This is a genomic window from Rhizobium sp. S152, from assembly GCF_030380735.1.
GTDB lineage: Bacteria > Pseudomonadota > Alphaproteobacteria > Rhizobiales > Rhizobiaceae > Rhizobium.
This window is the reverse complement of record NZ_JAUDRZ010000002.1, coordinates 269883-294837: the sequence shown is the minus strand read 5'-3', so window position 1 is coordinate 294837 and position 24955 is coordinate 269883. Positions and strand designations below refer to the sequence as shown.

Genomic DNA, 24955 nt, shown 5'->3' with positions numbered 1-24955 from the left:
GGTTCGATATTTTTGAACGGCGGGAAAACTTTGTGCGATTTGCGTTCGGGGCAAGAAACACTTTGCCTGTTGTCCGGCTCGGTTCCGGCGCAATTTGTCGGCGATGCGGGCACGGCACTCACTTCAAGACGATGTGCTGACCGCAACCGTCGACACCAGCATCCAGATCATTAGCCCGGCCATGTCTCTGCTTTCCGTTGAAAATCTGACCCGCCGCTTTGAATCGACGCGTGCGCTGTCCGGCGCCTCGCTTTCGATAGCCCGTGGCGAGATAGTTGCCCTCATGGGCGCGAATGGCGCGGGCAAATCGACGCTCGTGAAAATCCTGTCGGGCGTGCTTTCCGCCGACGGCGGGAACGTGACCCTCCGAGGTCGGCCCTATGTGGCGCGAACGCCGGCGGAGGCCGCGACGCGCGGTATCGTGACCGTGCACCAATCGACCGACCTTATCGGAGCGCCGGGGCTGACGGTCGCCGATGTTCTGCTGCTCAACCGGTTTGCGGACCGCAGCGAGCCGTTCTTCACTTCGAGACGCGCTGTACGCACGCGGGCAAAGGCGATGCTCGACGCGGCAGGCTTCGCCCTTCCGCTCGATCGCGATTTCGCGGACCTCGGAGCGGCCGACCGGCAGCTGGTGGCTATCGCCCGTGCCCTTGCCAACAAGGCGGATCTGCTGATCCTCGACGAGCCGACGGCCAGCCTGTCGATCGAGGAAAGCCAGCGGCTGTTCGAGATCCTGCTGCGCTTGCGTGCGCAGGGGCTCGCCGTGCTCTACATTTCGCACCGCACCGCCGACTTGCAGGCCATCGCCGATCGGGCGCTGGTGATGCGCGGTGGCCGTGTCGTCGGCGCCTTCGAGAGGCCGATAGACTTCAGCGCGGCGATCGAGACGATGATCGGTCGCAAGCTGGAGTCGGCCCGGCCGGGTTCACGACCTGAAAGCGGTCGTGTCATCTTCGAGATGACCGGTGCCAGACTTCTTGCCACCAGCGCCCCGTTCGACCTGGCCATCCGCGAGGGCGAGGTCGTCGCCATCACGGGCGTGCTCGGTGCCGGCAAGAGCCGACTGCTGTCGGCCATCTTCGGCACGGGAACGCTGGCCTCGGGCACGATGACACTTGATGGGCAGCCGTACCAACCGAACGGCCCCGCGGCTGCCATCGGCGCCGGCGTCGTCATGGCGGCCGAGGATCGGCACCATTCTTCCCTCATGCCTCCGTCATGGCCGGGAAACAGTGTGGCGGCGACGATCAGTCTTCCGCACCTGCGCACATGGTACCCGCATGGGTTCCTGTGGGGCAACCGCGAGAGGCGCGAGGCGGAGAAGGCGATCAGGCGGCTGCGCATCAAGGCCTCCGGTCCCGATGCATCGATCTGGACCCTTTCCGGCGGCAACCAGCAGAAAACGGTACTCGCCCGCTGGGAAGCCGAGCCGAGCCGGCTGCTGTTGCTCGACGAGCCGTTCCAGGGGGTCGACGTCGGCGCCCGGCAGGACATCATCGAGGCCATCAGGGCGCGGAGTGATCGCGCCACGCTGATTGCGACTTCCGATCCGGAAGAGGCCTTCGAGGTCGCCGATCGCATCCTCGTCGTCGATCACCATAGCGTTCGCCCTGCACAAGAACACGAAGACCAAACCGCTGCCGAAGGAATTCCAGCATGAGCTCCATCCAGGATGAAACTATTGGCGAGAGACCTTCGCCGCAGGGCGCAGGCGCGTTTCTGAACCGGCTGGCGGCGATCATCCGCTCCGGGGCGGTGTTCCTGCTCCTGATCGCACTGGTGATCGGCTTCACCGTTGCGCAACCGGCCTTCATCAACATCAACAACCTGATGAGCATCCTGCAGGCCGTGTCGGTCGTCGCAATCCTCGGCGCCGGGGTCACGGTCACGCTCGCTGTCGGCGGCTTCGATCTCTCGATCGGTGCCGTCGCCGCCTCCAGCGTCATGGCCGCCAGCTATGCGATGATCGTGCTCGGCCTCGATGCTTTCACCACCGTTCCGCTGGTTCTCGCCTTCGGTGCACTTATCGGCCTCATCAATGCCTTCGTCATCGTCCGATTGAAAGTGCCGGATCTGCTGGCGACGCTGTCGATGATGTTCCTGCTCTCGGGCCTGCAGTTGATCCCGACCGCAGGCCGTTCGATCTCGGCCGGCCTGATCCTGCCCGACGGCTCGGCCGCGCCGGGCGTCTACGACCCGCGCTTCCTGCTGATTGGCCGCTACAGCATCGCCGGCACCGTTCCGGTCGCCGTTGTCCTGATGCTGCTCGTCGCGGTGGTTCTCTATATCCTGACGGAGCGCACGCGCATCGGCCGGCTGCTGTTTGCCACCGGCGGCAACGAAGTCGCCACCCGGTTGGCCGGGGCCTCCACGACACGACTGAAGACGCTGGCCTACGTCATCTCCGGAACGCTCGCCTCGCTCGGCGGCATCATCGTTGCCGCCCGCGTCGGGCGCGGCGACGTGTCTTCGGGCGGCTCGCTGCTCATGGACGCCGTCGCGGCCTCGCTGATCGGCTTCACCGTCATGGGGCTCCGCCGTCCGAACGTGCTCGGCACCATTGTCGGCGCCGTCTTCGTCGGTGTCCTGCTCAACGGCCTGACGATGCTGAATGCCCCCTACTACACCCAGGATTTCGTCAAGGGCGCCGTTCTGGCGGGCGCGCTCGCACTCACATACGGCCTCGGCCGCGCCACCCCCTGAACGAACACCCATGACGGAGAGTGCTGTAATGAAGCGCGGGCGCCGCGGGCGCGATCGCGGCGCCGCCGCCCGCACGATCCCAACCTGCAAGCTGGCCAAGCCGGACCCGTTTCATCATCTGGCCTGGCGCTTCGTTCGGACCTTAGCCAGCCGTAGCGGAAAACGTCTGTCGGCGTTTCGTCTTCCCCCGCTTCATTTCCTCTTACCGTCGCCTTTTGGAAAAGCGTTTCTCTCAATCCGATTTAATCTACTTATTCTATAGACATTAATCATCGAGGGACATCGAAATGACTGAGCACACCATTGCAGGCCTGGGCCGCCGCGAAATCCTGAAGTTCGCCGCCGTGGCGGGCGCCACCTTTGCCGGCACCAGCCTTCTTGCCGGGACAGGCACGGCAAGTGCAGCGGACGACGAAGGCCTCTCCCTGAAGGGCAAGCGCATCGCCATCAGCGCCACCGGCACCGACCACTATTTCGACCTGCAGGCCTACAATGCCCAGATCGAGGAAGTGAAGCGGCTCGGCGGCGAACCGATCGCGGTGGATGCCGGCCGCAATGACGGCAAGCTGGTAGCCCAGCTGCAGACGCTGGTGGCCCAGAAGCCCGATGCGATCGTCCAGATTCTCGGCACGCTCAGCGTCATCGACCCCTGGCTCAGGAAGGCACGCGACGCGGGCATTCCCGTTCTCACGGTCGATGTCGGCTCCACCAACTCGATCAACAACACGACCTCGGACAACTGGGGCATCGGCAAGGATCTGGCGCTGCAGCTGGTCTCCGATATCGGCGCCGAAGGCAACATCGTGGTCTTCAACGGCTTCTACGGGGTGACACCCTGCGCGATCCGCTACGACCAGCTGGTCAATGTCGTGAAGTATTTCCCGAAGGTGAAGATCATTCAGCCGGAACTGCGCGACGTCATCCCGAACACGGTTCAGGACGCCTTCACGCAGATCACCGCGATCCTCAACAAGTACCCCGAGAAGGGCTCGATCAAGGCCATCTGGTCGGCCTGGGATATTCCCCAGCTCGGCGCCACCCAGGCGCTTGCGGCTGCCGGCCGCACCGAGATCCGCACCTATGGCGTCGATGGCAGCCCCGAGGTCCTGCAGCTCGTCGCCGACCCGAATTCGCCCGCCGGTGCCAATGCCGCGCAGCAGCCCGCCGAAATCGGCCGCACGGCGATCCGCAATGTCGCCAGGCTGCTCGCCGGCCAGACGCTGCCGCGCGAAACCTACGTGCCGGCGCTGCTCGCCAACAAGGCCAACGTCAACGACATCACCAAGAAGCTCGGCATCGGCTGATTGCGGACGGGTGATGCGGCAGCCGCCGCCTCACCCTCGTCTCCACTGGGGTTCCCGACATGACGGCAATACTTGCTCCGCGGCCCGCCAAGCGGCCTGACGACATCATTCGCTTCGACCGCATCGTGAAGCGCTTCGGCGGCGCGCAGGCGCTGGCCGGCGCTTCGCTGGCGATCAGACGCGGCACCATCCACGGCCTCGTCGGACAGAACGGTGCGGGGAAGTCGACGCTGATCAAGATCCTCGCCGGCCTGCACCAGCAGGACGAAGGCACGATCGAGATCGAGGGTGAGACGATCGCGCACCTCACGCCGCATCTCGCCGAAACACACGGCATCCATTTCATTCACCAGGACCGGTTGCTCGTTCCGACCTTCACCGTCGGCGAAGCGCTGTTTCTCGGGCGAGAACCACGCCTCCCGGGAACACCGTTCCTCGATCGTCGCAAGATGCAGCGACAGGCGAGCGAGACGCTGGCCGACTACTTCGGCATCAAGCTGCCCACGCACGCCCTGATCGGCGAGCTCTCGACCGCCGAGAAGCAGATCGTCCAGATCACCCGCGCCTTGCTCGATCGTCCCAAGGTACTGGTCTTCGACGAGCCGACCGCGGCCCTTGTCCGGCGCGAGGCCGACATCCTCTTCCGCCTGATCCGCCGCCTGCGCGACGAGGGCGTCACGATCATCTACATCTCGCATTATCTGAATGAGATCGAAGACCTCTGCGACCACGTCACCGTGCTGCGCAACGGCATCGACGTCGCCGCGACGCCGATTGCCGAGACATCGGCGAACGCCATCGCCCGCCTGATGGTCGAGCGCGATATCGCCGACATGTTTCCCAAACGAAGGGTCGAATTCGGCGAGGACCTTCTGAAGGTCGAGGGACTGACCGCGACGAACCGCTTCTCCGACGTGAGCTTCACCGTCCGGCGTGGGGAGGTGCTTGGGATCACCGGCTTGCTCGGCTCCGGCGCCAAGGATTTGGTGCGCACGCTGTTCGGACTTGAACGCGCACAGTCCGGCCGCATAGAGGTTGCGGGAACCGCCGACCGGGGCCCCACGCCGCAGGCTGCGGTCAACAGGCAGATCGCACTGGTTCCGGAAGATCGACGGGGTCACGGCGTCGCGCTAGACCTCAGCGTCGCCGAGAACATCACGCTCGCCAGCCTTGATCGCTACACCAGCCTGGGCGTGCTGAACGGCAGGCGCGAAAAGCGCGATAGCGACGACCTCATCAAGCGCCTTCAGATCAAGACCGCCGGCCGCGATGCGCTGGTCCGTACGCTGTCGGGCGGCAACCAGCAGAAGGTGGCGATTGCAAAGTGGCTGAGCCGCCACTCGGAAATCTACCTGCTCGACGAGCCGACCGTCGGCGTCGATATCGGCTCCAAGGTCGAGATCTACACGCTGATCGGCGAGCTTGCCGAACGCGGCGCCGGCATCATCGTTCTCTCCTCGGACCTGTCGGAGTTGATCGGCATCACCGACCGGATCCTGGTCCTGTTTCGCGGCCGCGTGACGCGCGAATTCATCTCTTCGGAAACCACAACGGATGAAGTACTGGCGGAATCGACCGGCGCTTCGGAAAGATTGCGCCATGTCGGCTGACATCCACATCGGCGATCTGGCCGACTTTACCGCTGGGCAGAGCAAGGAACGCTCGGCACGTAATCTGGCGGCGGCATCGCTGCGCTTCGGTTCGCTGATCGCCTTCGCGGTCATCCTCACGGTGTTCTCGCTCACCGCGCCGTATTTCCTGAGCGTCGGCAATATCGGCAACGTGCTTGGCCAATCGGCCATCTCGGGCGTGCTGGCGATCGGCCTGACCATCGTGCTGATCGCTGGCGGTGCGAATGTCGTCACCGGCGGGATCGACCTGTCACTTGCCGCCAATATGGGTCTCAGTGCCGCCGTCTACGCGACGGTGACGCAGCTCGGCTACAGTGACCCCGCAGCGGTTGCCGCAAGCCTGCTGACGGGACTGGCGATCGGCGCGGTCAATGCCGCCGCCGTCGTCTTCGCCGGCATTGTGCCGCTGCTTGCCACGCTCGCCGTCATGAACGTCGTGGCGGGCCTGGAACTCGTGCTCACCCAGAACACCGTCGTTCCCGCATCCTCCGATTTCCTGACGGCGTTGTCCGCCTCCGATGCCCTCGGCATTCCCGTTCTCGCCTATGTGTTGCTCGGCTTCACCGCCGTGGTAATCGCAATCATCCAATACACGCCGCTTGGCCTCCGGCTCTATGCAATCGGCGAGTTTCCGGATGCCGCGCGCGCCGCCGGCTTGCCGTTGAAACGCCTGCTCGCCGGCGCCTTCCTGGCGAGTGGCCTGTGCGGTGGCATCGCCGGCATATTGTCGGTGTCCTACCTGAGTGGCAGCACGACGGGATCGAGCGAGATGCTGCTGCCCGTCGTCGTCACGGCCCTGCTCGGCGCGGTATTCTCCCGCAGGCTCGTGCCGACGATATCAGGCACATTGCTCTCCGCGCTCCTCGTCGGCCTCCTCGTCAACGGTTTCCAGTTGCTGAACCTCTCCAGCACGCTGGTCAGCGGCGTCCAGGGAATTCTCATCCTGATCGTCGTCTCGGCGACGACATTGCTGCGCAAGCGGGAGATCTGACCATGTCGCTTTCAGCTTCCCATTCTCCCATTGCGCCCTGGCATCACCGTGTGCTTTCCGGTCTTGCGCGATACGGGCTGATCCTGGCGCTCGTCGCCGTCGTTGCCGCCTTCTCCCTGGCGACGCCGACATTCCTGACAGCACGCAATCTGCAGAGCCTTCTCGTCAACAACTTCACCCTGCTCGCGATCGTGTCCGTGGCCATGACCTTCGCCGTATCGGCCGGCGGCATCGATCTCTCGGTCGGGACGGCGGTCGATTTCGCGAGCTTCGCTTTCGTCTCGCTGGTCCTTGCAGGGCAGCCGGTTGCAATCGGCCTGCTCGGCGGCCTTGCCGCCGGCGCGATCGTCGGCGCGTTCAACGCGGTGCTGATCTCGGGGATCGGCGTCTCGCCATTTCTGGCGACGCTCGGAACGTTGTTCATCGGCCGCAGCGTCCAGCAACTGCTGACGAATGGCGGCAACCCGGTCTATCTGCCGCCATCGGGCGTGCCCGACGCCTTCCGCTTCATCGGCCACGGCACGATATCAGGCTTTCCGCTGCCGCTGCTGATCGCGATCGTCGTCATTACCGCCGCCGCATTCATCTTCGCCCGCACGCGCTTCGGCCGCGTGGTACTCGCGATCGGCATCCAGCCGAGCGTCGTGCGCTATTCCGGCATCGGCCTTGGCCGGCATGTCGCGGTGACGTTCATTCTGACCGCCGCGGTCGCAGCCATTGCCGGCCTGATCCTGACGGCCACCGTAACCGTCTACATCCCCTCCTCCGGCAACGCGTTTCTCCTGAACGCAATCGGCGCGACCTTCATCGGCACGACGCTTTCGCCGCTCGGCCGCCCCAATATCGCCGGCACGGTTCTCGGCGTGCTGCTGCTCAGCATCGTCGCCAACGGGCTGCTGCTCACCGGGCTAAATTTCTACTGGCAGCAGGTCGGCACCGGCACGCTCATCTTCGCCGTTCTCGCCTTCAGCTTCATCAACAGAAAGACCGGCGGCGCCTGATCGGCGCGCGCCCAGACAATACGCAGGAAGAATGACATGAGCCGTGAAATCAGGTTGAACGCCTTCGACATGAACTGCGTCGGGCACCAGTCGCCAGGGCTTTGGCGCCATCCGCGCGACAAGTCCTGGACCTACAAGGACATGGACTACTGGGTTCATCTGGCAAAGACGCTGGAGCGCGGCAAGTTCGACGGCCTGTTCATTGCCGACGTGCTCGGCGTCTACGATGTGCTGCACGGCAATGTCGATGCTGCTCTGCGCCATTCCGCGCAGGTGCCGGTCAACGATCCGCTGCAGCTGATCCCGACCATGGCCTATGTCACGGAGCACCTCGGCTTCGGCCTGACGGCGTCGCTCTCCTTCGAGCACCCCTATACCTTCGCCCGGCGCATCTCGACGCTCGACCATCTGACCAAGGGCCGCGTCGGCTGGAACATCGTCACCTCCTATCTCAACAGCGGCGCGCTCAACATCGGGCAATCCGCGCAGACGAAGCATGACGACCGCTACGATCTCGCCGAGGAATATCTGGAGGTCTGCTACAAGCTCTGGGAGGGCAGCTGGGAAGACGACGCCGTCGTTCGCGATCGCGCCGCCGGCATCTTCACGCATCCAGAAAAGGTCCACCCGATCGGTCATTCGGGCAAGCACTTCACGGTGCCCGGCATTCACCTCAGTGAACCCTCGCCGCAGCGCACGCCGGTGCTCTACCAGGCCGGTGCCTCCAGCCGCGGCAAGGATTTCGCGGGCGAGCATGCCGAGTGCATCTTCGTCGCCGCACCCTCCAAGCCGGTGCTGAAGCGCTATGTCGCCAATGTCCGCGAGGCAGCCGAACGTGCCGGCCGCAACCCGCGCGAAATCCTCGCCTTCAACCTACAGACCGTCGTCCTCGGCGAGACCGATGCGGAAGCGAAGAAGAAGTTCGACGACTATCGCCGCTACGCCTCCTTCGAGGGGGCGCAGACGCTGATTTCCGGCTGGACTGGAATCGATTTCGGCCAGTTTTCCCCCGACGAACCTCTCCGCCACCGCTACACCAACGCGGTGCAATCCGCCGTCGAGACCTTCACGACGATCGACCCGGACAAGGTCTGGTCGGTGCGCGAAATGGCCGACTGGGTGGGCGTCGGCGGCTTCGGCCCGGTCTTCGTCGGCTCGCCGCAGACCGTCGCCGACCTGTTGCAGGAATGGGTCGAGGATACCGATGTCGACGGCTTCAACCTCGCCTATGCCATCACGCCCGAGAGCTTCGAGGACGCGGTCGACCTGCTCGTGCCCGAATTGCAGAAGCGCGGCGTCTACAAGAAGGACTATCGCCAGGGCACCCTGCGCGAAAAACTGTCCGGCCACGGTCCGAGGTTGCAGGCGCCGCATCCCGGTGCGCGCTACCGCAATCTCGCAAGACAGCCAGTACCCGCAGACGCCTGAACGCTTGACGGACACCGCCCGCTAGTGGGCGGTGTAGGCGCCGTCCACCGGATAATAGCTGCCGGTGATGAAGCTCGCCTGATCAGAAAGCAGGAAGCAAACCAGCGCCGCGACCTCCTCCGGCTGGCCGCGTCGCCCCATCGGCTGCAGGGCAGCCATCCGTCGTGAGTTCGCCGCGTCGGCATGTTCAGAGAGCATCGGCGTCTCGATCCAGCCGGGGCCGACGGCGTTGATCCGCACCCCCAGCCGCGCATATTCGATCGCCGCCACCTTGGTCAACCCGAGCACGCCGTGCTTGGCGGCGGTGTAGGCCGAGGTGAAGGGAAGTGCCACGGCACCAAGAACCGAGGACATGTTGACGATGGCGCCGCCGCCACCCTCAAGCATGGCGGGGATCTGGTACTTCATGCAGTAGAAGACCCCGTTGAGGTTGACGTCGATCGTCGTCCGCCAGACGTCGATCGCGCAGTCGGCGGTCGCAGTGCGGGCGCAGTGCGCACCGGCATTGTTCACAGCCATATGCAGATGTCCAAATTCGCGAACGGCATAGGCAATCATTTCCCGCACGGCTTCGGGATCGGTGACATCCACCGTGAAGGCGTGCGCCTTGCCGCCGGCGTCACGGATGCCCTCAGCAACGGCGCCCGCCTTGGCGGCATCTACATCCGCGACAATTACCTCCGCACGCTCTTGCGCAAGCCTGCGAGAAATTGCAGCCCCGATCCCCGAACCGCCGCCGGTCACAACCGCGACTTTACCTTCGAAGCCTAGCTCCATGGTCCCACCTCCCTGCATGCTGTTGCATAATCGAGCAGAGACAGACGCTTACCGCAAGAATTTTCAGCATTTTCGAGTTTTAGCAATGCTTCAGTTCCCGGCTGGGAAGTACTGCCGGATAATGCTTCCGGTTGAAGTAGACGCAGGTTTCCCCCGTATTTCAACGCCACGCCCTTTCATTCTACTCTTCTTGGGCCGTCTTCAAACATGCCTGTCCGGCCGAACCAAAGCTATCGTTCTTCCGCCTTCGTCAACCACTCTTCTCGCCAAGACTTGGCCGAAACCGCGGGCAGTGCTAAAGAGAATCGAAATATAAGGGCACATTCATAGACAGCAGGTAAACATGGACAACTCCCATATGACGCGCCGAGCGCTTGTGCTGGGCGCCGCTGCTCTCCTGACGTCCGGTTGCACGTCGACGATGCGTCAATTGACCGAACCTTTCTACTATCCCTTCTCTTCCACTCCGGGTGTAAGCGCGCGCTATCGGCGCCGCCGTGTCCGCTATGACGGCAGCGAGCCTGCCGGTACGATCGTCGTCAACACCTCGGAACGCTTTCTCTACGTCGTCGAGGGTGATGGATGGGCGACCCGCTATGGCGTCGCCGTCGGCGAGGAAGGCCTGACCTACAAGGGATTTGCAACGATCGGCCGAAAGGCCGAATGGCCGGCATGGACGCCCACCGCAAGCATGATCGAACGCAAGCCGCGTCTCGCCCAATATGCCGGCGGCGTGCCCGGTGGCCCCAACAATCCGCTCGGCGCGGCCGCGCTCTATCTCTACAGCGGCGGCAAGGACACGATGTTCCGGCTGCACGGAACCAACGAGCCATGGCTGATCGGACAGGCCGTATCGAACGGATGCGTGCGTCTGACCAACGACGACATCGTGGATCTCTATCGCCGCACCCCGGTCGGCACACGGGTGCTGGTCATTTAGACGGAAACATCCGGCTCGAATCGATACAGTTTTGCACGTGGGGGTGGCGCTTGGCCACTCGGAAACGCCCAGCAATTAAGCAAGCAATATTTTAAGCTCTTGGAATATACGAGCTTTGTCGCTATAAGTGGAATCGTTGCCTTCGATAATCTATTCCGTGCTTAGGAGAGGACTACTGATGAGCAGAATTCTAATCGTGATTGTTGCCCTGGTTTCCGCGGTGAGCTTGAGCGCCTGCGGCTCTATCGGCAAGGGCAAAGGTAAGGCGCCGCCGCCAGTCGCTGCGGAACCGGCACCCGTTTATAAGTAAGCACTGACCTTCACCAACAAGGAAGGGCCTCACGGCCCTTCCTTAGCGATTCTCAGTTGGGGCTGGACCGGCTCGCGGCTGGTCTCACCGTCGGTGAATGCCAAGGGCCGTCGTCGCGCTTCATGTTCCCTAAGGCTCGGGAGATAGAGCTTAGGATGCAACGCATGACAGGTCGGCTATCACTCGCCATTCTGCTCGCGCTCGCGACCGCGGGATGTCAATCGGAAGATAAGGCACCACAGCCCCGTTTCGTATCGAATTACGCAGGCAGCGCCCTTCCCGCCTACACCAATACGAAGAACACCGAAAACCGGTATTATATCGAGTTCCGATCACGCTATGCGCTGACCTACGGTCATTCCTACGTGATCTTCGGCCGCTTGAACAAATCCGGCGGCGCGGCCACCCAAGAGGTGGCCGGCCTTGCACCGGCCTCGCTTGATGCCGCGCCCTATGTCATCGGACACTTCATTCCGGTGCCCGCGGAAACCGGCGCAAGCGATGGCGACCTTGAAGAACAGTACCGTTCCGCCAGCTGGCGCGTGATGCTGACCGAGGCGGAGTACAACAAGACGGTCGCCTATATCCGGCAACTCAAGGCGAAATCGAAGTTCTGGCAGGCATCCGTGTACAACTGCAACGCTTTTGTCGCGGACATCGCGCGCTCCATGGGCTATAAAGCACCGGGGATATGGCTGCGGCCACAGCAATTCATCACCAAGCTTCGGGAGATGAATGGCGGTTAGGGTGGACGATCACGTTGGTGATCAAATACGGAAAGGCACCGGTGACCTGAATTGAGCATGTCGGTAGCTGCGGCTGGGGAGAGCATTTGGGTTCTTGGCATCATTGCGTGGTACGTCATTCGCTTTCCGTTCGAGCGTCGTGCCAAACGCGTGCGTGTGGTCAGCAGCAGGCGCTCGGGCAACGAGGCCGTGGGGCTTGCCTCGGCGCTCGTCGGACTTGCGGTCATTCCGGGATTTTACGTGGCGACGGGCGTCCCGAGAGCACTTGATCACCCGGCCCATATCTGGGCAGTGATCGTCGGCGCCGTCGTGTTCTTCTCCGCGATGTGGGTGTTTCGCCGAACCCACAAGGAACTTGGCCGCAACTGGTCGATCACGCTGGAGATCCGAGAGAAGCACAAGCTGATCTCGGGCGGGCCCTACGCCTTCGTACGCCATCCCATGTACACGTCCTTCATGCTGATGGGCATCGGCCAGGCTTTTCTGATTCCCAACTGGTTCGCCGGCCTTGCCGGGCTGCTGGGTTTCGCGATCCTGTTCTTCCTGCGCGTCGACAAGGAAGAGCGCATGATGATGGAGATCTTCGGCGCGGAATACGGCGACTACATGCAGAGAACGAAGCGACTGATTCCTTATCTCTACTAGAGGTGCACGATGCGAGGCCGAGCCATCAAGCTTTCGGCGCCCCGCCGTCTCGTCGGGGATCTGATGCGGTTTTCCATCAAGGTGCCGAGGGTCACCGTGCAGCGCCGCATGAACCTCGCGCCCCTGCTTGCCGCCAGACGGGCTCTCATCGCCAAGCCGTCATGGACAGCCCTTTTCCTGAAGGGCTATGCGTTGCTCTCGCGCGAGACGCCGGACCTGCGGCGCGCCTATGTGAAATTTCCGAGACCGCATCTCTATGAGTATCCCGAAAGCGTGGCATCCGTCGCGCACGAGCGGGAATATGAGGGCGAGCGTGCCGTGCTGCTCAGCACCATCAAGGCCCCGGAACGCCGCACGATCTCAGAGATCGGCGCGCTGATGCAGGCCGCAAGAACGCGCCCGGTGCTCGATATCAAGGAATTCCGGCGCGCACTGAAGATTGCGCGCGCCCCCGGGCCGATCCGATGGATAATCATGTGGCTGGGGCTGAACATCGGCCGCAAGCGGGGCCGGTATTTCGGCACTTTCCAGCTTTCCGTCTATTCCGGGCTTGGCGCCGAATCGCTCAATCCGCTCACGCCGCTGACGACGATCTTCAATTACGGCCCGATCGATGAGGACGGGTCCGTTACCGTCCGGATCCACTATGACCACCGGGTCATGGATGGCGCAAATGTGGCGCGGGCGCTGGAGCGGTTCGAGGCCATACTGAACGGCGAGGTGACCCAGGAACTGCGCCGTCTCGCGGAAACGGAATCGTCCTCCGTCATGACAATTTCAGGAGAGGCTTCATGAACCCGGACCAGACGAGACCGGCTGTCGTCGTCCTCGGCGGATCGCGCGGCATCGGCCGGGCGATCGCCAAGGTCGCGGCGCGCGGCGGCGGTGCCGTGGTGCTGCTCGGGCGCTCGGGCGATGCCCTGGCAGCCGCCGCGAACGAGGTGCGGCAGGCTGGCGGACAACCTCTGACACTGGCGCTCGATCTGACGACCGGGGACATTGTCCCGTCGCTCAGAGACTTCCTAAGCGCGAACGGTCTGTTCTGCGACGTTCTCGTCAACAGCGCCGGCTACGGCCTTCGCGGCGCCGCGACCGCGCTGCCGATCGGTGAGCAGCTTGGGATGGTTGATGTCAACATCCGGGCGCTTACCGAACTCACGCTTCACTTCCTGCCCGAGATGGTGGCGCGCAAGCGCGGCGGCGTAATCAACCTCGGTTCGATCGCGAGTTTCACGCCAGGTCCGGGCATGGCGCTCTACTATGCCAGCAAGGGCTTCGTGCGCACGTTCTCGGAGGCGCTCCACCAGGAATTGCGCGGCACGGGCGTGACCGTGACCTGCGTGGCGCCCGGCCCCGTCGCCACCGAATTCCTCGAGAAATCAGGCGCCGGCCGCTCGTGGCTGTTCAAGAGCCTGCCGAAGGCGGATGCGGATTACGTGGCGGAGCACGCATGGCGCGGCTTCAAGGCCGGTAAGCGGCTGGTCATCCCCGGCCTGTCTGCGAAACTGGCGGCGCTGACGGCCAGGATCGTTCCGTCGGCGCTGCTGCTGCCGCTGATCGGCCGATTGCAGCGCCGCAGCAGTGACGCCTGTCCCTGCGGTTCAGGCCTGAAATACAAGGAATGCTGTGGTGCCCGCCAGAGCCGCAGACCGACGGCCGGCGGCTCTGTGACAACGTGAAGGACGGCCTACAGGCCGCCGATGCTGAGATACTTCATGTTCAGGTAGTCATCGAGCCCATGGACCGAACCCTCGCGTCCCATGCCGCTGTCCTTGACGCCGCCGAACGGGGCGACTTCCGAGGTAATGATGCCTTCGTTGATGCCGACCATCCCGTATTCCAGCGCCGACGACACCCGGAACGTCCGGGCGAGATCGCGGGTGTAGAGATAGGCGGCGAGCCCGAACTCGGTGGCGTTGGCCGCGGCGATCGCTTCGCTCTCATCCTTGAAGTGGAAGAGCGCGGCAAGCGGGCCGAACGTCTCCTCGCGCGCCACGACCATATCGGCGGTGGCATCGGCGATGACGGTCGGCTCGTAGAAGGTCGCGCCGAGCGCATGGCGCCTGGCGCCGACAAGGACCTTGCCGCCCTTCGAGAGCGCGTCGGCGACGTGTTCTTCCACCTTCTTCACGGCCGCCTCGTTGATGAGCGGCCCCTGCTCGGTTCCCTTGTCGAAACCGTTTCCGACCTTCAGCGCCTTGACCCTGGCCGCGAACTTCTCGGCGAAGGCGTCATAGATACCGTCCTGAATGTAGAAGCGGTTGGTGCAGACGCAGGTCTGGCCGGAATTGCGGTATTTGGCGGCGATCGCGCCATCGACCGCGCGGTCGAGATCGGCATCATCGAAGACGATGAAAGGTGCGTTGCCGCCGAGTTCCATCGACAGCCGCTTCATCGTGCCGGCGGACTGTTCGTAGAGCAGCTTGCCGACACGCGTCGAACCGGTGAAGGTGATCTTGCGGACGATGGGGTTGGAGGTGAGCTCCCCGCCGATCTCCGCCGATGCGCCGGTGACTATATTCACCACTCCGGCGGGAATGCCGGCCTTTTCGGCCAGCAGGCCCCAGACGATCCCGCAATAGGGCGTGAACTCGGCGGGCTTGACGACGATGGTGCAGCCGGCGGCCAGTGCGGCGCCGAGCTTGCGGGCAATCATCGAGAACGGAAAGTTCCACGGCGTGATCGCGCCAACCACACCGACCGGTTCGCGAACGACGAGAATGCGGCGATCTTTCCACGGCGACGGCACGACCTCGCCATTGATCCGTCTTGCTTCTTCCGCGAACCACTGCACATAGGCCGCGCTGATCATCACTTCGCCCTTGGCCTCGGCCAGCGACTTGCCCTGCTCGAGGGTCAACATCTGCGCGAGCGCATCGGCATTGTCGCGAATGAGCCGCACCATCTCCATCAAAAGGGCGGCACGCTCGGCGGCGGTCTGTCCCGACCAGGAGGGAAAAGCAGCACTTGCCGCTTCGATCGCACGCCGGGTCTCGGCCTTGCCCGATTTCGGGATTGTGCCGATGATCTCGCCGGTCGCAGGATTGTTGACCTCGATCGTCTCCCCGCCATCGGCCGCGATCCACTTTCCGCCGACGATGTTCTGCTCTCTCAGCCAACCGGCCGCCTTGATGGATTCCAGCATCGAATATGTCCTCGCTTGCGAGATCATGAATGCATTGAGACACTCATGAATTAGGGAAACGTCTCATCGTTCAACCTATTGAACAATGTTCGACATGTTGTACAATCGCTATCACTGAAGCGCAAGGGAAAGATCGACGCAGGTGAGCGACATCGACACAGCACGCGAGACGAAGAGTACGGCTCCGGCCGTCGAACGCGCCGCGCGCATCCTCGATCTCGTGGCCGCCAGCGGAGAGACCGCAACCGTCAGCAACATCGCGCGCGAGCTGAGGCTGGCGAAAAGCACCGTCCACGGGCTTTGCGGCACATTGATCGAACTGGGCCTGCTCGAACGCAAGGGCCAGGGATTCGGGATCGGCGGTCATGTGATGCTCTGGGCGAACGCCTTCATCGCCAAGTCCGACATGGTGGCCGAGTTCGTTCGCCTGTGGGATTGCGTGCCCGGCCTGAAGACCGAGACTGCGACGCTGACGATCCTCGACGGCAACGAGGTGGTCTATATCGCGTCGCGCCACGGCGAGGATCCGCTCGGCATAACCTTCCGCAACGGCATGCGCCTGCCTGCCGCCTTCACCGCGACCGGCAAGGCGATCATGAGCACGATGCCGCACAGCGTTGCGCTTGGCCTCTACCCCGACGGCTTGCCGGCGGCGTTGACGTCGAATTCCGTGGCCTCGCTGGACGCGCTGGAGCGGGAACTGCAGGAGACCCGGCAGCGTGGCTTCTCCATCGACAACGAACAGGTTCGCCAGGGGATGATCTGCCTCGGCGCGCCGGTTTTCGATTTTTCCGGCGAGAACGCGGTCGGCGGCTTCGCCCTCAGCATGCACTCCAGTCATGCCACTCCCGAAGCGATGGAGCGTTTGGGGGCCTATGTGGTCGATTGCGCCAGCACGCTTTCCCGGCGGCTTGGCGCGAAAACCTAGCCAATGTTAGAGAGAGGTCGTGATGCCGCCGTCGACATAGAGCGTGTGCCCATTGACGAACGAAGACGCATTGCCGGCGAGGAAGACTGCCGCGCCCACGAGTTCCTCGACATTGCCCCACCGTGCCGCGGGTGTGCGTTTCTCGAGCCAGGAGGAAAACTCCTCGCTATCGACAAGCGCCTGATTGAGCGGCGTCTTGAAATAGCCCGGCGCAATGGCATTCACCTGCAGCCCGTGCTTCGCCCAGTCCGCGCACATTCCGCGGGTCAGGTTCTTTATCGCGCCCTTGGTGGCGGTGTAGGGCGCTATGCCCGGACGTGCCAGTTCGCTCTGGACCGACGCGATATTGATGATCTTTCCGCGTCCGCGCGGAATCATGTGCCGGGCCACGGCCTGCCCGGCAAAGAAGGCGCTCGAGACGTTGGTCGTCAGCAACTGCTGCCAGCGATCCGCGGGAAAATCCTCCAGCGGCGCGCGAAACTGCATCCCGGCATTGTTTACAAGAACATCGATCGGCCCCAGATCCGCCTCCAGACTATCTATGCCACGCCTTACCGCATCGCCGTCCGTGACATCGAAGTCGCACCCCACGGCGTCATGGCCCTCATCCTTGAGCACCGAGGCGGCTTCCTCCACCCTCGATCGGTTGCGACCATTCAGAACGACGGACGCGCCGTGCTGCGCAAGTCCACGTGCAAGCGCAAAGCCAATGCCCTGCGACGAACCGGTGATCAGCGCGCGTCTTCCGGCAAGATCGAAAAGGGGAAATGTCACGTCCATGCCTCCATTCATCCGGCAAGCTCCAGACCGGACGTATCGGACAAGGACGCTATCACATGATGACAACGGCGCGATACCGTCCGGCTCCCTAGATCAGTTCCGCTTTTCCTCAAGTCGCGGAACAGCTCTATCCTCTTGTTTTCACGCAATTCCGGACGGAAAACCTCTTCGCACTTTTCCTGAAATTGCTCTAGATCACGGCGCAGACAGTCTTCAGCTCCAGATAATTCTCAAGCCCCGGCGCGCCGTTCTCGTAGCCCCAGCCGGATTGCTTGTGTCCGCCCTTCGGGAGCTCCGGCGAGAAATAGGAGTGGCAGTTGATCCACACCGTGCCCGAACGCACCCGCGCCGAGAGACGATGCGCGTTGCTGAGATCCGCCGTCCACACGCTGGCGGCAAGACCGTAGAGAGAATCGTTGGCGAACGCGATCGCCTCATCCGCCTCTTCGAAAGGCGTGACCGCGACGACGGGCCCGAATATTTCCTCCCGCATCATCCGCATATCCTGCCGGACACCGGTCACCACGGTCGGTCGGTAGAAGGTTTGCTCATCGCCGAGCTGCGACCCGCCCGCCACGATCTCGGCGCCCATCTCCGTGCCTTCGGAAACGAACCCCGCGACGCGATCGGCCTGCTTCCTGTTCACCAGGGGCCCGAGATCCGTCAGCGGATCGAGCCCATGTCCCAGCCTCAGCTTGTCCGCCTCCGCCGCCAGTCCCTCCACCAGCTGCTCGTAGACGCTGCGATGAGCGTAGACCCTGGAACCGGCAACGCACACCTGGCCGCCATTCGCGAAGATGCCGCGGGCAATTCCGGGCACGGCGAGAACCATATCCGCATCCGGCATGACGATCGCCGGCGACTTGCCGCCGAGCTCCAGCGTCAGCTTCTTGAGGTTTCCGCGCGCGGCACCGACGATCAGCTTGCCGACTTCCGTCGATCCGGTAAAGGCGACCTTGTCGACATCGGGATGCCCCGTCAGCGCCGCGCCCGCGGTCTCGCCGAGGCCGGTCACGATATTGACCACGCCGGCAGGCAACCCCGCCTCCAGCATGAGTTCGCCGAGACGCAACGCGGTAAGCGACGTCTCTTCGGCAGGCTTCAGCACAATGGTGCAACCGGCCGCCAGTGCCGGCGCAAGCTTCATCGCCGCCATCAGCATCGGGGAGTTCCACGGAGTAATCGCGGCGACGACGCCGATCGGTTCGCGCGTGGTGTAGGCGAATATCTTCTTGCCCGCCGGTTGATATCCGATCGACGTCGGGATGGTCGTACCCAGGATCTTGGTGGCAAAACCCGCGAAGTAGCGGAATTGCTCGGCGGAGGCCGGAATTTCTCCAAATCGCCCCGTCTTCAGTGACTTGCCCTGATCGAGCGTCTCCAGTTCCGCGAGCTCGTCCACATGCGCGTCGATGAGGTCGGCGATCCGCCACAGGAGCTTGCCCCGCGCGGACGGCGTCATCCCCCGCCATGCCTCGCCCCCGAAGGTTCGCCGCGCCGAAGCCACGGCCGCATCAATGTCGACCGAGCCCGCCTCGGCCAGCTCGGCCAGATGCCGCCCGGTGGCCGGATCATGGGTCGCAAAGGTCGAGCCGGAGGCGGCGTCGATCCATTCTCCGTCAATCAGCAGCTTCTGGCGCGATCTCGACAGGAACGCCTTGGCGGCTTGGCTGGACGGCTCGATTGATCCTACGGTCAAGGTCATAAGCATGCTCTCCGGTATGGGGTTGGTCGCGCAATCGCTCGGCAGCGGCCAGTGCCCCGCGTATAATGGAATGATAGCCCGTACAGCGACAGATATTGCCTTCCAGGGCTGCAATGATATCCGCCTCGCCGGCGAACGGGTGTTCGAGAATGAGAGCCGTCAGCGTCGCGGTGATACCCGGCGCGCAGTAGCCGCACTGAAACGCATTTTCCTCCACCAGCGCTGCCTTCACGATCCGCGCTGTCGCAAATGCATCCAGCCCTTCCGGACTGACGATATCGGCGCCTTCCAGCTGCCAGGCCATGAGCAGGCACCCGTTCACCGCCCGGCCGTTCATCAGCACCATGCAGCTGCCGCACCGGCCAATGCCGCACCCGGTCTTGCTCGCCGTCAATGACAGATCATTGCGCAGAATGTCCGCGAGGCGATATTCCGGGGCAACCTCAAGGTGACGCTCGGTTCCGTTGAGGTGAAATGAAACCTTGATGTTCCCGGCGTCGCTCATCGGCCTCTCCCCAGAGCATCGAGAATGCCTTCCGGGGCAAACGGGATCTTCAGCGGCCTGTAGCCAATCGCATCGGCGACGGCGTTGGCGATTGCCGGGGTGATCGCGCCGATGCCGAGCTCGCCGGCGCCGCGCGGGCCGAGTTCATCGCCGGCATCCAGATCCTCGAGCGCGAACACCGAAATCCGCTGCGCGGTGTCGCGTATGCCGGGCAGCATGTAGCCGTCGAGATTGGCGGTCACGTATTCGCCACCGACCATTACGGCGTTTTCCGTGAGCGTAAAACCAAGTCCTTGAACGGCCCCGCCTTCCATCTGCCCGAGATAGGCGGCGATATCGATGACAGGCCCTGCGGCGGTGTGCTGGTGAATATCGAGAACGCGGACCATGCCCGTGACGCGGTTGACGGCCGCCCGCACGAGACAGGCGCCGAAGGCGAAGATATAGCGGGCGTTGCCGGCGTCGTAGTCCGTCTTCGGGAAGGCGAAATCGACGGTCACGGACGGGCGCTTGTCGGTACCGAGCGACTGCGCCAGCTCGCGGTATCCGAGCAACAGCTCTCCGCTGTTGCTATGGGCGTCGACGAGACCACCCGATGACAGCCGCAGGCTCTCGGCCGGCCTTTGCAGAAGCTGCGAGGCCGCTTGCAGGAGTTCCCGTGTGAATGTTCGGCCCGCCATATCGGCAACCCTCCACACGACGTAGCCGCCCCGAGACGCCGTCGTCGAGCCGGAATCCGGCGCAAGCTTCGTGTCGCCGATCACAGGAAGGACATCGTCGCGGGCGCAGCCAAGCGCTTTTGCGACGGCCGCCTTGATCGACGTCAGGAGACCCTGCCCCATCTCGTCGAGACCGTAAGCAGCTTCGATCATTCCATCTTCCGTCAGGCGCAACCGTCCGCCTGCCGGATCGGGGACCACCGACCCCAGACCGTTGCCCTGGTAATTGAGCGCCACCCCGACGCCGACGATCTCCTCCGGACCACCCCCGTCGGCCGCGCGGTGCCATAAGGGATCAGCCGCCGCGGCCGCCAGCATCTCCGACAATCGCTCCGAAGGCGCCACGACCTGGCCCAGATAGCCCGGACTGCCCGGCTGGCGCAGGTTCCGGCGGCGGATCTCGATCGGCGTCAGGCCGCAAAGCTCGGCCAGCAGGTCCATCTGGCACTCGATGGCATAAGTCATCTGGTTGGCCCCGAAGCCACGGAAGGCGCCGCACACACCGTTGTTGGTGTAGACAAGGCGGCCCCGCGTCGCGACGTTGTCGATGACATATGGACCGGCGGCGTGTTCCATCGCGGTTTCCAGAACGCCCGGCCCGAGCGAGGCATAGGCCCCCGCATCGGCCAAGACATCCACTTCCTGCGCCAGCAACCGGCCTTCGGCGTCGCACGCCGTACGCATGCGGATCTTCATCGGATGCCTGCGTATGCCCGCCACGACCGATTCCGCACGCGACAGCTGCATGCGCACCGGCCGCCCCGACTTGATCGCAAGCAGCGCAAGCGCCGGCTGGACCGTGAGCTCATCCTTGCCGCCGAACGCCCCGCCGGTCGGGCTCGTCACCACGCGTATCAGCTCCTCCGGCATTCCGAGAATGCGCGAAAGCTGCAGCCGGTCGCGCGCGCCATGCTGGCCGCCGACGAAGACGGCAAGCGTCCCGTCGTCATCAACGCTGGCATATCCGCCTTCTGTTTCCATGAAGCCGTGCATCTGCCGCGATGTGGTGTAGGTACGCTCGACGATATGCGCGGCGGCGGCAAAACCGGTTTCGATATCGCCCTTCGCGAAATGCAGGACGCTCTGTAGATTTCCGCCGGCATGGACATCAGGCGCATCGTCGCTCAGCGCCTGTTCGGGATCGTCGACGACGGCAAGCGGCTCGTAAGCAACGTAGATCGCCGCAAGGGCCGCCTCGGCGGTTGTCGCATCCACCGCCGCAACGGCGGCCACCACATCGCCGCTATAGCGCACCTTGTCGAAGCAGAAGGCCGGCTGGTCCTGCACGACGATGCCGAATGCGTTCTGGCCGGGCACATCGCGATGCGTGACCACGGCAGCGACGCCGGGCATGGCTTCGGCGGCGCTTGTGTCGATCGAAATGATGCGGGCATGCGGCCGGCCGGCACGCAGGATACGGCCAACCAGCATCCCGGGCTCGCGCCTGTCGGTGAGATAGCTCAGCGTTCCGGAGACCTTGGGCGCGATATCCGGACGGACATGCCAGCGTTGCGGCTGCTCGACATGCCCGATCCTGATCTCGCCCATCGGCGGCTGACCGGCGATCTGTTTCGGCGCCTCCACTCTCCCGTGCGGGGGAAGGCCGCCGAGGCCATAGGCCAAGGCGTTGGCAGCGACCGCGCTGCGATAGCGCGCCGTACGGAAGGCGTCCTCGGGCGCGGAAATCCCGGCGGCAAGCGCGGCCCGGACATCCTCCCAGTCGATCGCCTGATATCGCGCTCCTCGCAGCCGCTCTTCCACCTCTGGCAGCCGCGCAGGCGTAACGATGCCGCCACCCACGACAAGGCGGGCGCTCAAGATCGTTTCGCCGTCGAGCTCAAGAAGGCCGGCGACGCCGATGACGCTTGGCGTGAATGCCGCACGCAGTCCGATCTTCCGGTGCGTCCACCTGCATGCCCCAACGAAAGATGCGATGCGCACCGCCGCGATGATGTCGGCGGCGCCCGGGTCACGCTGCAGCCAGGCGACCAGCGCCTCACGTCTTGAGCCGCTCGCCGTCATTATTTCCAACTCGGCATCGAGGGCCAGCAGTGCCGGCAAAAGGCAACCCGATCGACCCGCGATGTTTCCGCCCACTGTGCCCAGATTGCGCACGGACGGAGCCGCTACCGTTGCCGCCGCCGCGGCCAGTATCGGCGATCGATCGGCAACGAGGCTGCTTCGACAAAGGTTCGCCAGCAGCGTCAGAGCGCCGATGCGCAGGATGCCCGGCTCTTCCGACACGCCAGCCAACCCCTCGATTCCCGCGAGGTTGATCAGATGCCGTGGCTTGGCGATCCCCTTCGCCCATTCCAGCTGCAGGGCCGTGCCGCCGGCGACGAAACGCGCGTCGGCACGATCAGCCATCATGCGCAGCGCATCGTCGACGGATCGGGGATGAAGCACGTCGAGCGACGGTCGCATGCTCAGCCCGCTCCCATCGTCGTCCCGAAGCGAACGCCCTTCTCCTTGAGCCATCGACGGTAGGCAACCGAGGAGCTGTCGGCGCGGGTGGGGATTTCCTGACGCGGCTCCAGAGGCAGTAGCAACGGGCGCTGGTTCTCGACGATGATGCGATCCTGCAGGAAGATGACCTGCTCGAAGTTGAGCAGCGAGGTCTGCGTCGAGGAGCTGTCGACCAGATACATCACCGGCTGGGCGCGGCAAAGATCCTCTTCCAGCGGCTGGATGAATAGCGCGATGGCATCGAGGCGGTCCGGGGCCGTCGGACATACCCTGTAGAGCATGACCACGAAGGGGCTCGGAACGCGATAGGTCAGCTGCACGAAGGCGCCTTCGCTTTCCGTCGCGGCGATGCGCGGCTGGAAAAAGGTACAGTTGGTGGCCCACACCTCATCGACGTCACGGCGGATCTCACTCAGATAGCCGGGCACTTCGGTATGTGGTTCGGAGCCGAGAATATCGGCATGGACGAAAGGGAAATGCGCCATGTCGAGGAAGTTTTCGACGACCCGCAGACCCGAAGCGCGCATTTTCACCCAGCCACAGGGCACGAACCTCCGGTCCGCCTCGTGCGCTTCGGAAATGTCGAAGATGCCCTTGTTCGGGTGGCCGAGCGTCGTCCAGATGCAGCCGTACCGTTCCTCGACCGGCAGGGCCGGCCCGACCGGCCAGCCTGCCTCGACCTCACGCACCACGACCTCGCCGCTCTCGCGGCGAAAGAGCTCGATATCCTGTCCGAGCAGACGCGTGCGGACAGGCTTCGCGGTGAGATCGCCTGATGTTTCGACCGCGTACCACTCGTTCAATGCTGCCTTGTCGGTGGTCTTTGCCATGGATGTCTCCTCAGGCCTTGGTCCACTGCGCCGTGCCCTCGCGGTTTTCGGCGAGCCAGGCGGCGCGGCGGGCGAAGTGTGGCGGTGCAATGCGGTGGATTTCGGCGATGATCTCGGCCATGTCGCCGGTCTGGAGAACGCCATCCTCGACCAGGACCCTGCCCTCCACCATGGTCAGGCTGACATCGCCCCCGCGCACGGCGTGAACCAGATTGTGCTGCAGGTTGAAATACGGCCCCTCGCCGAACAGCGGCGTCATCCGCGGCGTGTCGGTGCGCACCGCGATCAGGTCGGCGCGCTTGCCGACTTCCAGGGAGCCGATCTCGTGATCCAGGCCGATCGCCTTCGCGCCTGTTATCGTCGCCATGCGCAGCACGTCCCAGCTGTCCATCGCCGCCGCGTCGAGATCCTTCAACTTGCCGAGCAGGGAGGCGACCTTCATCTCCTCGAACATGTCGAAGTTGTTGTTCTCCTTCTCGCCATCCGTGCCGATCCCGACGGGAACGCCGGCCGCCAGCATCTCGCCGACCAGCGCGATGCCGCTCGCCAGTTTCATGTTGCTCACCGGGTTGTGGGCGATGGAGACATTGTATTTGGAAATGAATTCGACTTCCGCCGAGTCGAGCCAGACGCCATGCGCGATCATCGTTCGCGGCGTCTCGAAGAAACCGAGGTCTTCAAGCGCGTACATCGGCCGCTTGCCGTAGCGCTTGTCGAATTCCGCCAGTTCGATCTCCGCTTCGCTGCAGTGTGTATGAAAGCCGGTGTCGTATTTCTTCGCGAGTTCGATCGCACGCCGCTGGCCGGCCTCGTCGGCATAGAACAGGTGCTCGAGCCCGACCCAGACGTTGATGCGGCCATCGGCCTTGCGATGCCAGGTCTCGATCATTGCCTGGTTCATGTCGAGCGTGTCGAAGTAGCTGTATTCGGGATGCTCGCCGACATAGGGAACGGCGACGAGGCGGTTGCCGATCGCGCTCGCGGCCTTCGCGCTGCCTTCCATGAACCGCCACATGTCGACAATGGTCGTGGTGCCGCCAAGCACGGATTCGGCATAACACAGCCACGACGCGGCTTCGGCCTCGTGCGGCTGCAGCGCGCGGTGCATCGGGTTGATATGCAGCGTCAGCCAGTCCCACACCGGCAGGTGCTCCGCCGTGCCGCGCAGGAAGCCCGAATGGGCGTGGGCGTTGACGAGGCCCGGCATGATCACCGAATTGGCTACCCGCTTCACGGTCACATCGGGATTGGCCGCGGCAAGCGCATCAAGCGGAGCCACCGCCTCGATCCGACCGTTCGCGATCAGGACCGCGCCCGATGGGATGACGCGGTTTGCCGCGTCCATCGTCAGAAGATAGTCGCCGGCGATGATCTGCCTGTCGGTCATGTCTTGTCCAC

Annotated in this window: 22 protein-coding genes; 14 read left to right on the top strand and 8 right to left on the bottom strand. The window is 63.8% G+C overall.

The features are described from left to right. Positions 1–181: 181 nt before the first annotated feature. From QTL95_RS02730 to QTL95_RS02700, 7 genes are all read left to right on the top strand, one after another. On the top strand, positions 182–1663 hold the full coding sequence (locus tag QTL95_RS02730) for a sugar ABC transporter ATP-binding protein (RefSeq protein WP_289718791.1): 1482 nt from the start codon (positions 182–184) through the stop codon (positions 1661–1663). Continuing rightward, positions 1660–2706, top strand: coding sequence for an ABC transporter permease (locus tag QTL95_RS02725; protein ID WP_289718423.1), 1047 nt, complete (start codon positions 1660–1662; stop codon positions 2704–2706). The genes QTL95_RS02730 and QTL95_RS02725 overlap by 4 nt, the downstream gene beginning before the upstream one ends. Before the next feature lie 287 nt (positions 2707–2993). Continuing rightward, the gene (locus QTL95_RS02720; RefSeq protein WP_289718422.1) at positions 2994–4010 is read left to right on the top strand and encodes a sugar ABC transporter substrate-binding protein; all 1017 of its coding nucleotides are present in this window, start codon (positions 2994–2996) and stop codon (positions 4008–4010) included. A gap of 59 nt (positions 4011–4069) precedes the next feature. Next, positions 4070–5620 carry a sugar ABC transporter ATP-binding protein gene (locus QTL95_RS02715; RefSeq protein WP_289718421.1) on the top strand — a complete coding sequence of 517 codons (1551 nt, stop codon included), beginning with the start codon at positions 4070–4072 and terminating at the stop codon, positions 5618–5620. Beyond that, a complete protein-coding gene (locus tag QTL95_RS02710; protein ID WP_289718420.1) occupies positions 5610–6632 on the top strand; it encodes an ABC transporter permease in 1023 nt (340 codons plus the stop codon). Before QTL95_RS02715 ends, QTL95_RS02710 begins: the two co-directional genes overlap by 11 nt. Before the next feature lie 2 nt (positions 6633–6634). Further along, the gene (locus QTL95_RS02705; protein ID WP_289718419.1) at positions 6635–7633 is read left to right on the top strand and encodes an ABC transporter permease; all 999 of its coding nucleotides are present in this window, start codon (positions 6635–6637) and stop codon (positions 7631–7633) included. A 36-nt stretch (positions 7634–7669) separates the two neighbouring features. Beyond that, positions 7670–9061 (top strand): LLM class flavin-dependent oxidoreductase, encoded by a 1392-nt coding sequence (locus QTL95_RS02700; protein ID WP_289718418.1) that lies wholly within the window; start codon positions 7670–7672, stop codon positions 9059–9061. 21 nt (positions 9062–9082) lie between these two features. Here the strand turns inward: QTL95_RS02700 and QTL95_RS02695 are convergent, their stop codons facing one another. Continuing rightward, positions 9083–9838, bottom strand: coding sequence for an SDR family NAD(P)-dependent oxidoreductase (locus QTL95_RS02695; RefSeq protein ID WP_289718417.1), 756 nt, complete (start codon positions 9836–9838; stop codon positions 9083–9085). A gap of 343 nt (positions 9839–10181) precedes the next feature. Here QTL95_RS02695 and QTL95_RS02690 point away from each other — a divergent pair, with 343 nt between their 5' ends. The 6 genes from QTL95_RS02690 (at position 10182) to QTL95_RS02665 (ending at position 14158) form a co-directional block, all read left to right on the top strand. Then, entirely contained in the window at positions 10182–10778 is a 597-nt protein-coding gene (locus tag QTL95_RS02690; protein WP_289718416.1) for a L,D-transpeptidase, read from the top strand. 178 nt (positions 10779–10956) lie between these two features. Beyond that, complete coding sequence (locus tag QTL95_RS02685) at positions 10957–11088, top strand: ABC transporter (protein ID WP_081931598.1); 132 nt, start codon at positions 10957–10959, stop codon at positions 11086–11088. A gap of 155 nt (positions 11089–11243) precedes the next feature. After that, positions 11244–11834, top strand: coding sequence for a hypothetical protein (locus QTL95_RS02680; RefSeq protein ID WP_289718790.1), 591 nt, complete (start codon positions 11244–11246; stop codon positions 11832–11834). Between the two features lie 57 nt (positions 11835–11891). Beyond that, the gene (locus QTL95_RS02675; RefSeq protein WP_289718415.1) at positions 11892–12479 is read left to right on the top strand and encodes a protein-S-isoprenylcysteine O-methyltransferase; all 588 of its coding nucleotides are present in this window, start codon (positions 11892–11894) and stop codon (positions 12477–12479) included. A 9-nt stretch (positions 12480–12488) separates the two neighbouring features. Continuing rightward, positions 12489–13274, top strand: coding sequence for a hypothetical protein (locus QTL95_RS02670; RefSeq protein ID WP_289718414.1), 786 nt, complete (start codon positions 12489–12491; stop codon positions 13272–13274). After that, positions 13271–14158 carry an SDR family NAD(P)-dependent oxidoreductase gene (locus QTL95_RS02665; RefSeq protein ID WP_289718413.1) on the top strand — a complete coding sequence of 296 codons (888 nt, stop codon included), beginning with the start codon at positions 13271–13273 and terminating at the stop codon, positions 14156–14158. Before QTL95_RS02670 ends, QTL95_RS02665 begins: the two co-directional genes overlap by 4 nt. An 8-nt stretch (positions 14159–14166) precedes the next feature. Here the strand turns inward: QTL95_RS02665 and QTL95_RS02660 are convergent, their stop codons facing one another. Next, the gene (locus tag QTL95_RS02660) at positions 14167–15624 is read right to left on the bottom strand and encodes an NAD-dependent succinate-semialdehyde dehydrogenase (protein ID WP_289718412.1); all 1458 of its coding nucleotides are present in this window, start codon (positions 15622–15624) and stop codon (positions 14167–14169) included. 142 nt (positions 15625–15766) lie between these two features. On the opposite strand from QTL95_RS02660, the gene QTL95_RS02655 reads away from it, so the two are divergent. Then, positions 15767–16552 (top strand): IclR family transcriptional regulator, encoded by a 786-nt coding sequence (locus tag QTL95_RS02655; protein ID WP_289718411.1) that lies wholly within the window; start codon positions 15767–15769, stop codon positions 16550–16552. Between the two features lie 6 nt (positions 16553–16558). Here QTL95_RS02655 and QTL95_RS02650 read toward each other — a convergent pair whose 3' ends face one another. From QTL95_RS02650 to QTL95_RS02625, 6 genes are all read right to left on the bottom strand, one after another. Then, positions 16559–17332, bottom strand: a complete 774-nt coding sequence (locus QTL95_RS02650; protein ID WP_289718410.1) for an SDR family oxidoreductase — start codon at positions 17330–17332, stop codon at positions 16559–16561. Between the two features lie 190 nt (positions 17333–17522). Beyond that, positions 17523–19037 carry an aldehyde dehydrogenase family protein gene (locus tag QTL95_RS02645; RefSeq protein ID WP_289718409.1) on the bottom strand — a complete coding sequence of 505 codons (1515 nt, stop codon included), beginning with the start codon at positions 19035–19037 and terminating at the stop codon, positions 17523–17525. Then, a complete protein-coding gene (locus QTL95_RS02640; protein ID WP_289718408.1) occupies positions 18952–19542 on the bottom strand; it encodes a (2Fe-2S)-binding protein in 591 nt (196 codons plus the stop codon). The genes QTL95_RS02645 and QTL95_RS02640 overlap by 86 nt, the downstream gene beginning before the upstream one ends. Next, positions 19539–22685, bottom strand: a complete 3147-nt coding sequence (locus QTL95_RS02635) for a molybdopterin cofactor-binding domain-containing protein (RefSeq protein ID WP_289718407.1) — start codon at positions 22683–22685, stop codon at positions 19539–19541. Before QTL95_RS02635 ends, QTL95_RS02640 begins: the two co-directional genes overlap by 4 nt. 2 nt (positions 22686–22687) lie before the next feature. Next, positions 22688–23557: an aromatic ring-hydroxylating oxygenase subunit alpha gene (locus tag QTL95_RS02630; RefSeq protein WP_289718406.1), complete on the bottom strand. Its 870-nt coding sequence runs from the start codon at positions 23555–23557 to the stop codon at positions 22688–22690. 10 nt (positions 23558–23567) lie between these two features. Then, positions 23568–24944, bottom strand: a complete 1377-nt coding sequence (locus QTL95_RS02625) for an amidohydrolase family protein (RefSeq protein ID WP_289718405.1) — start codon at positions 24942–24944, stop codon at positions 23568–23570. Positions 24945–24955: the final 11 nt, after the last annotated feature.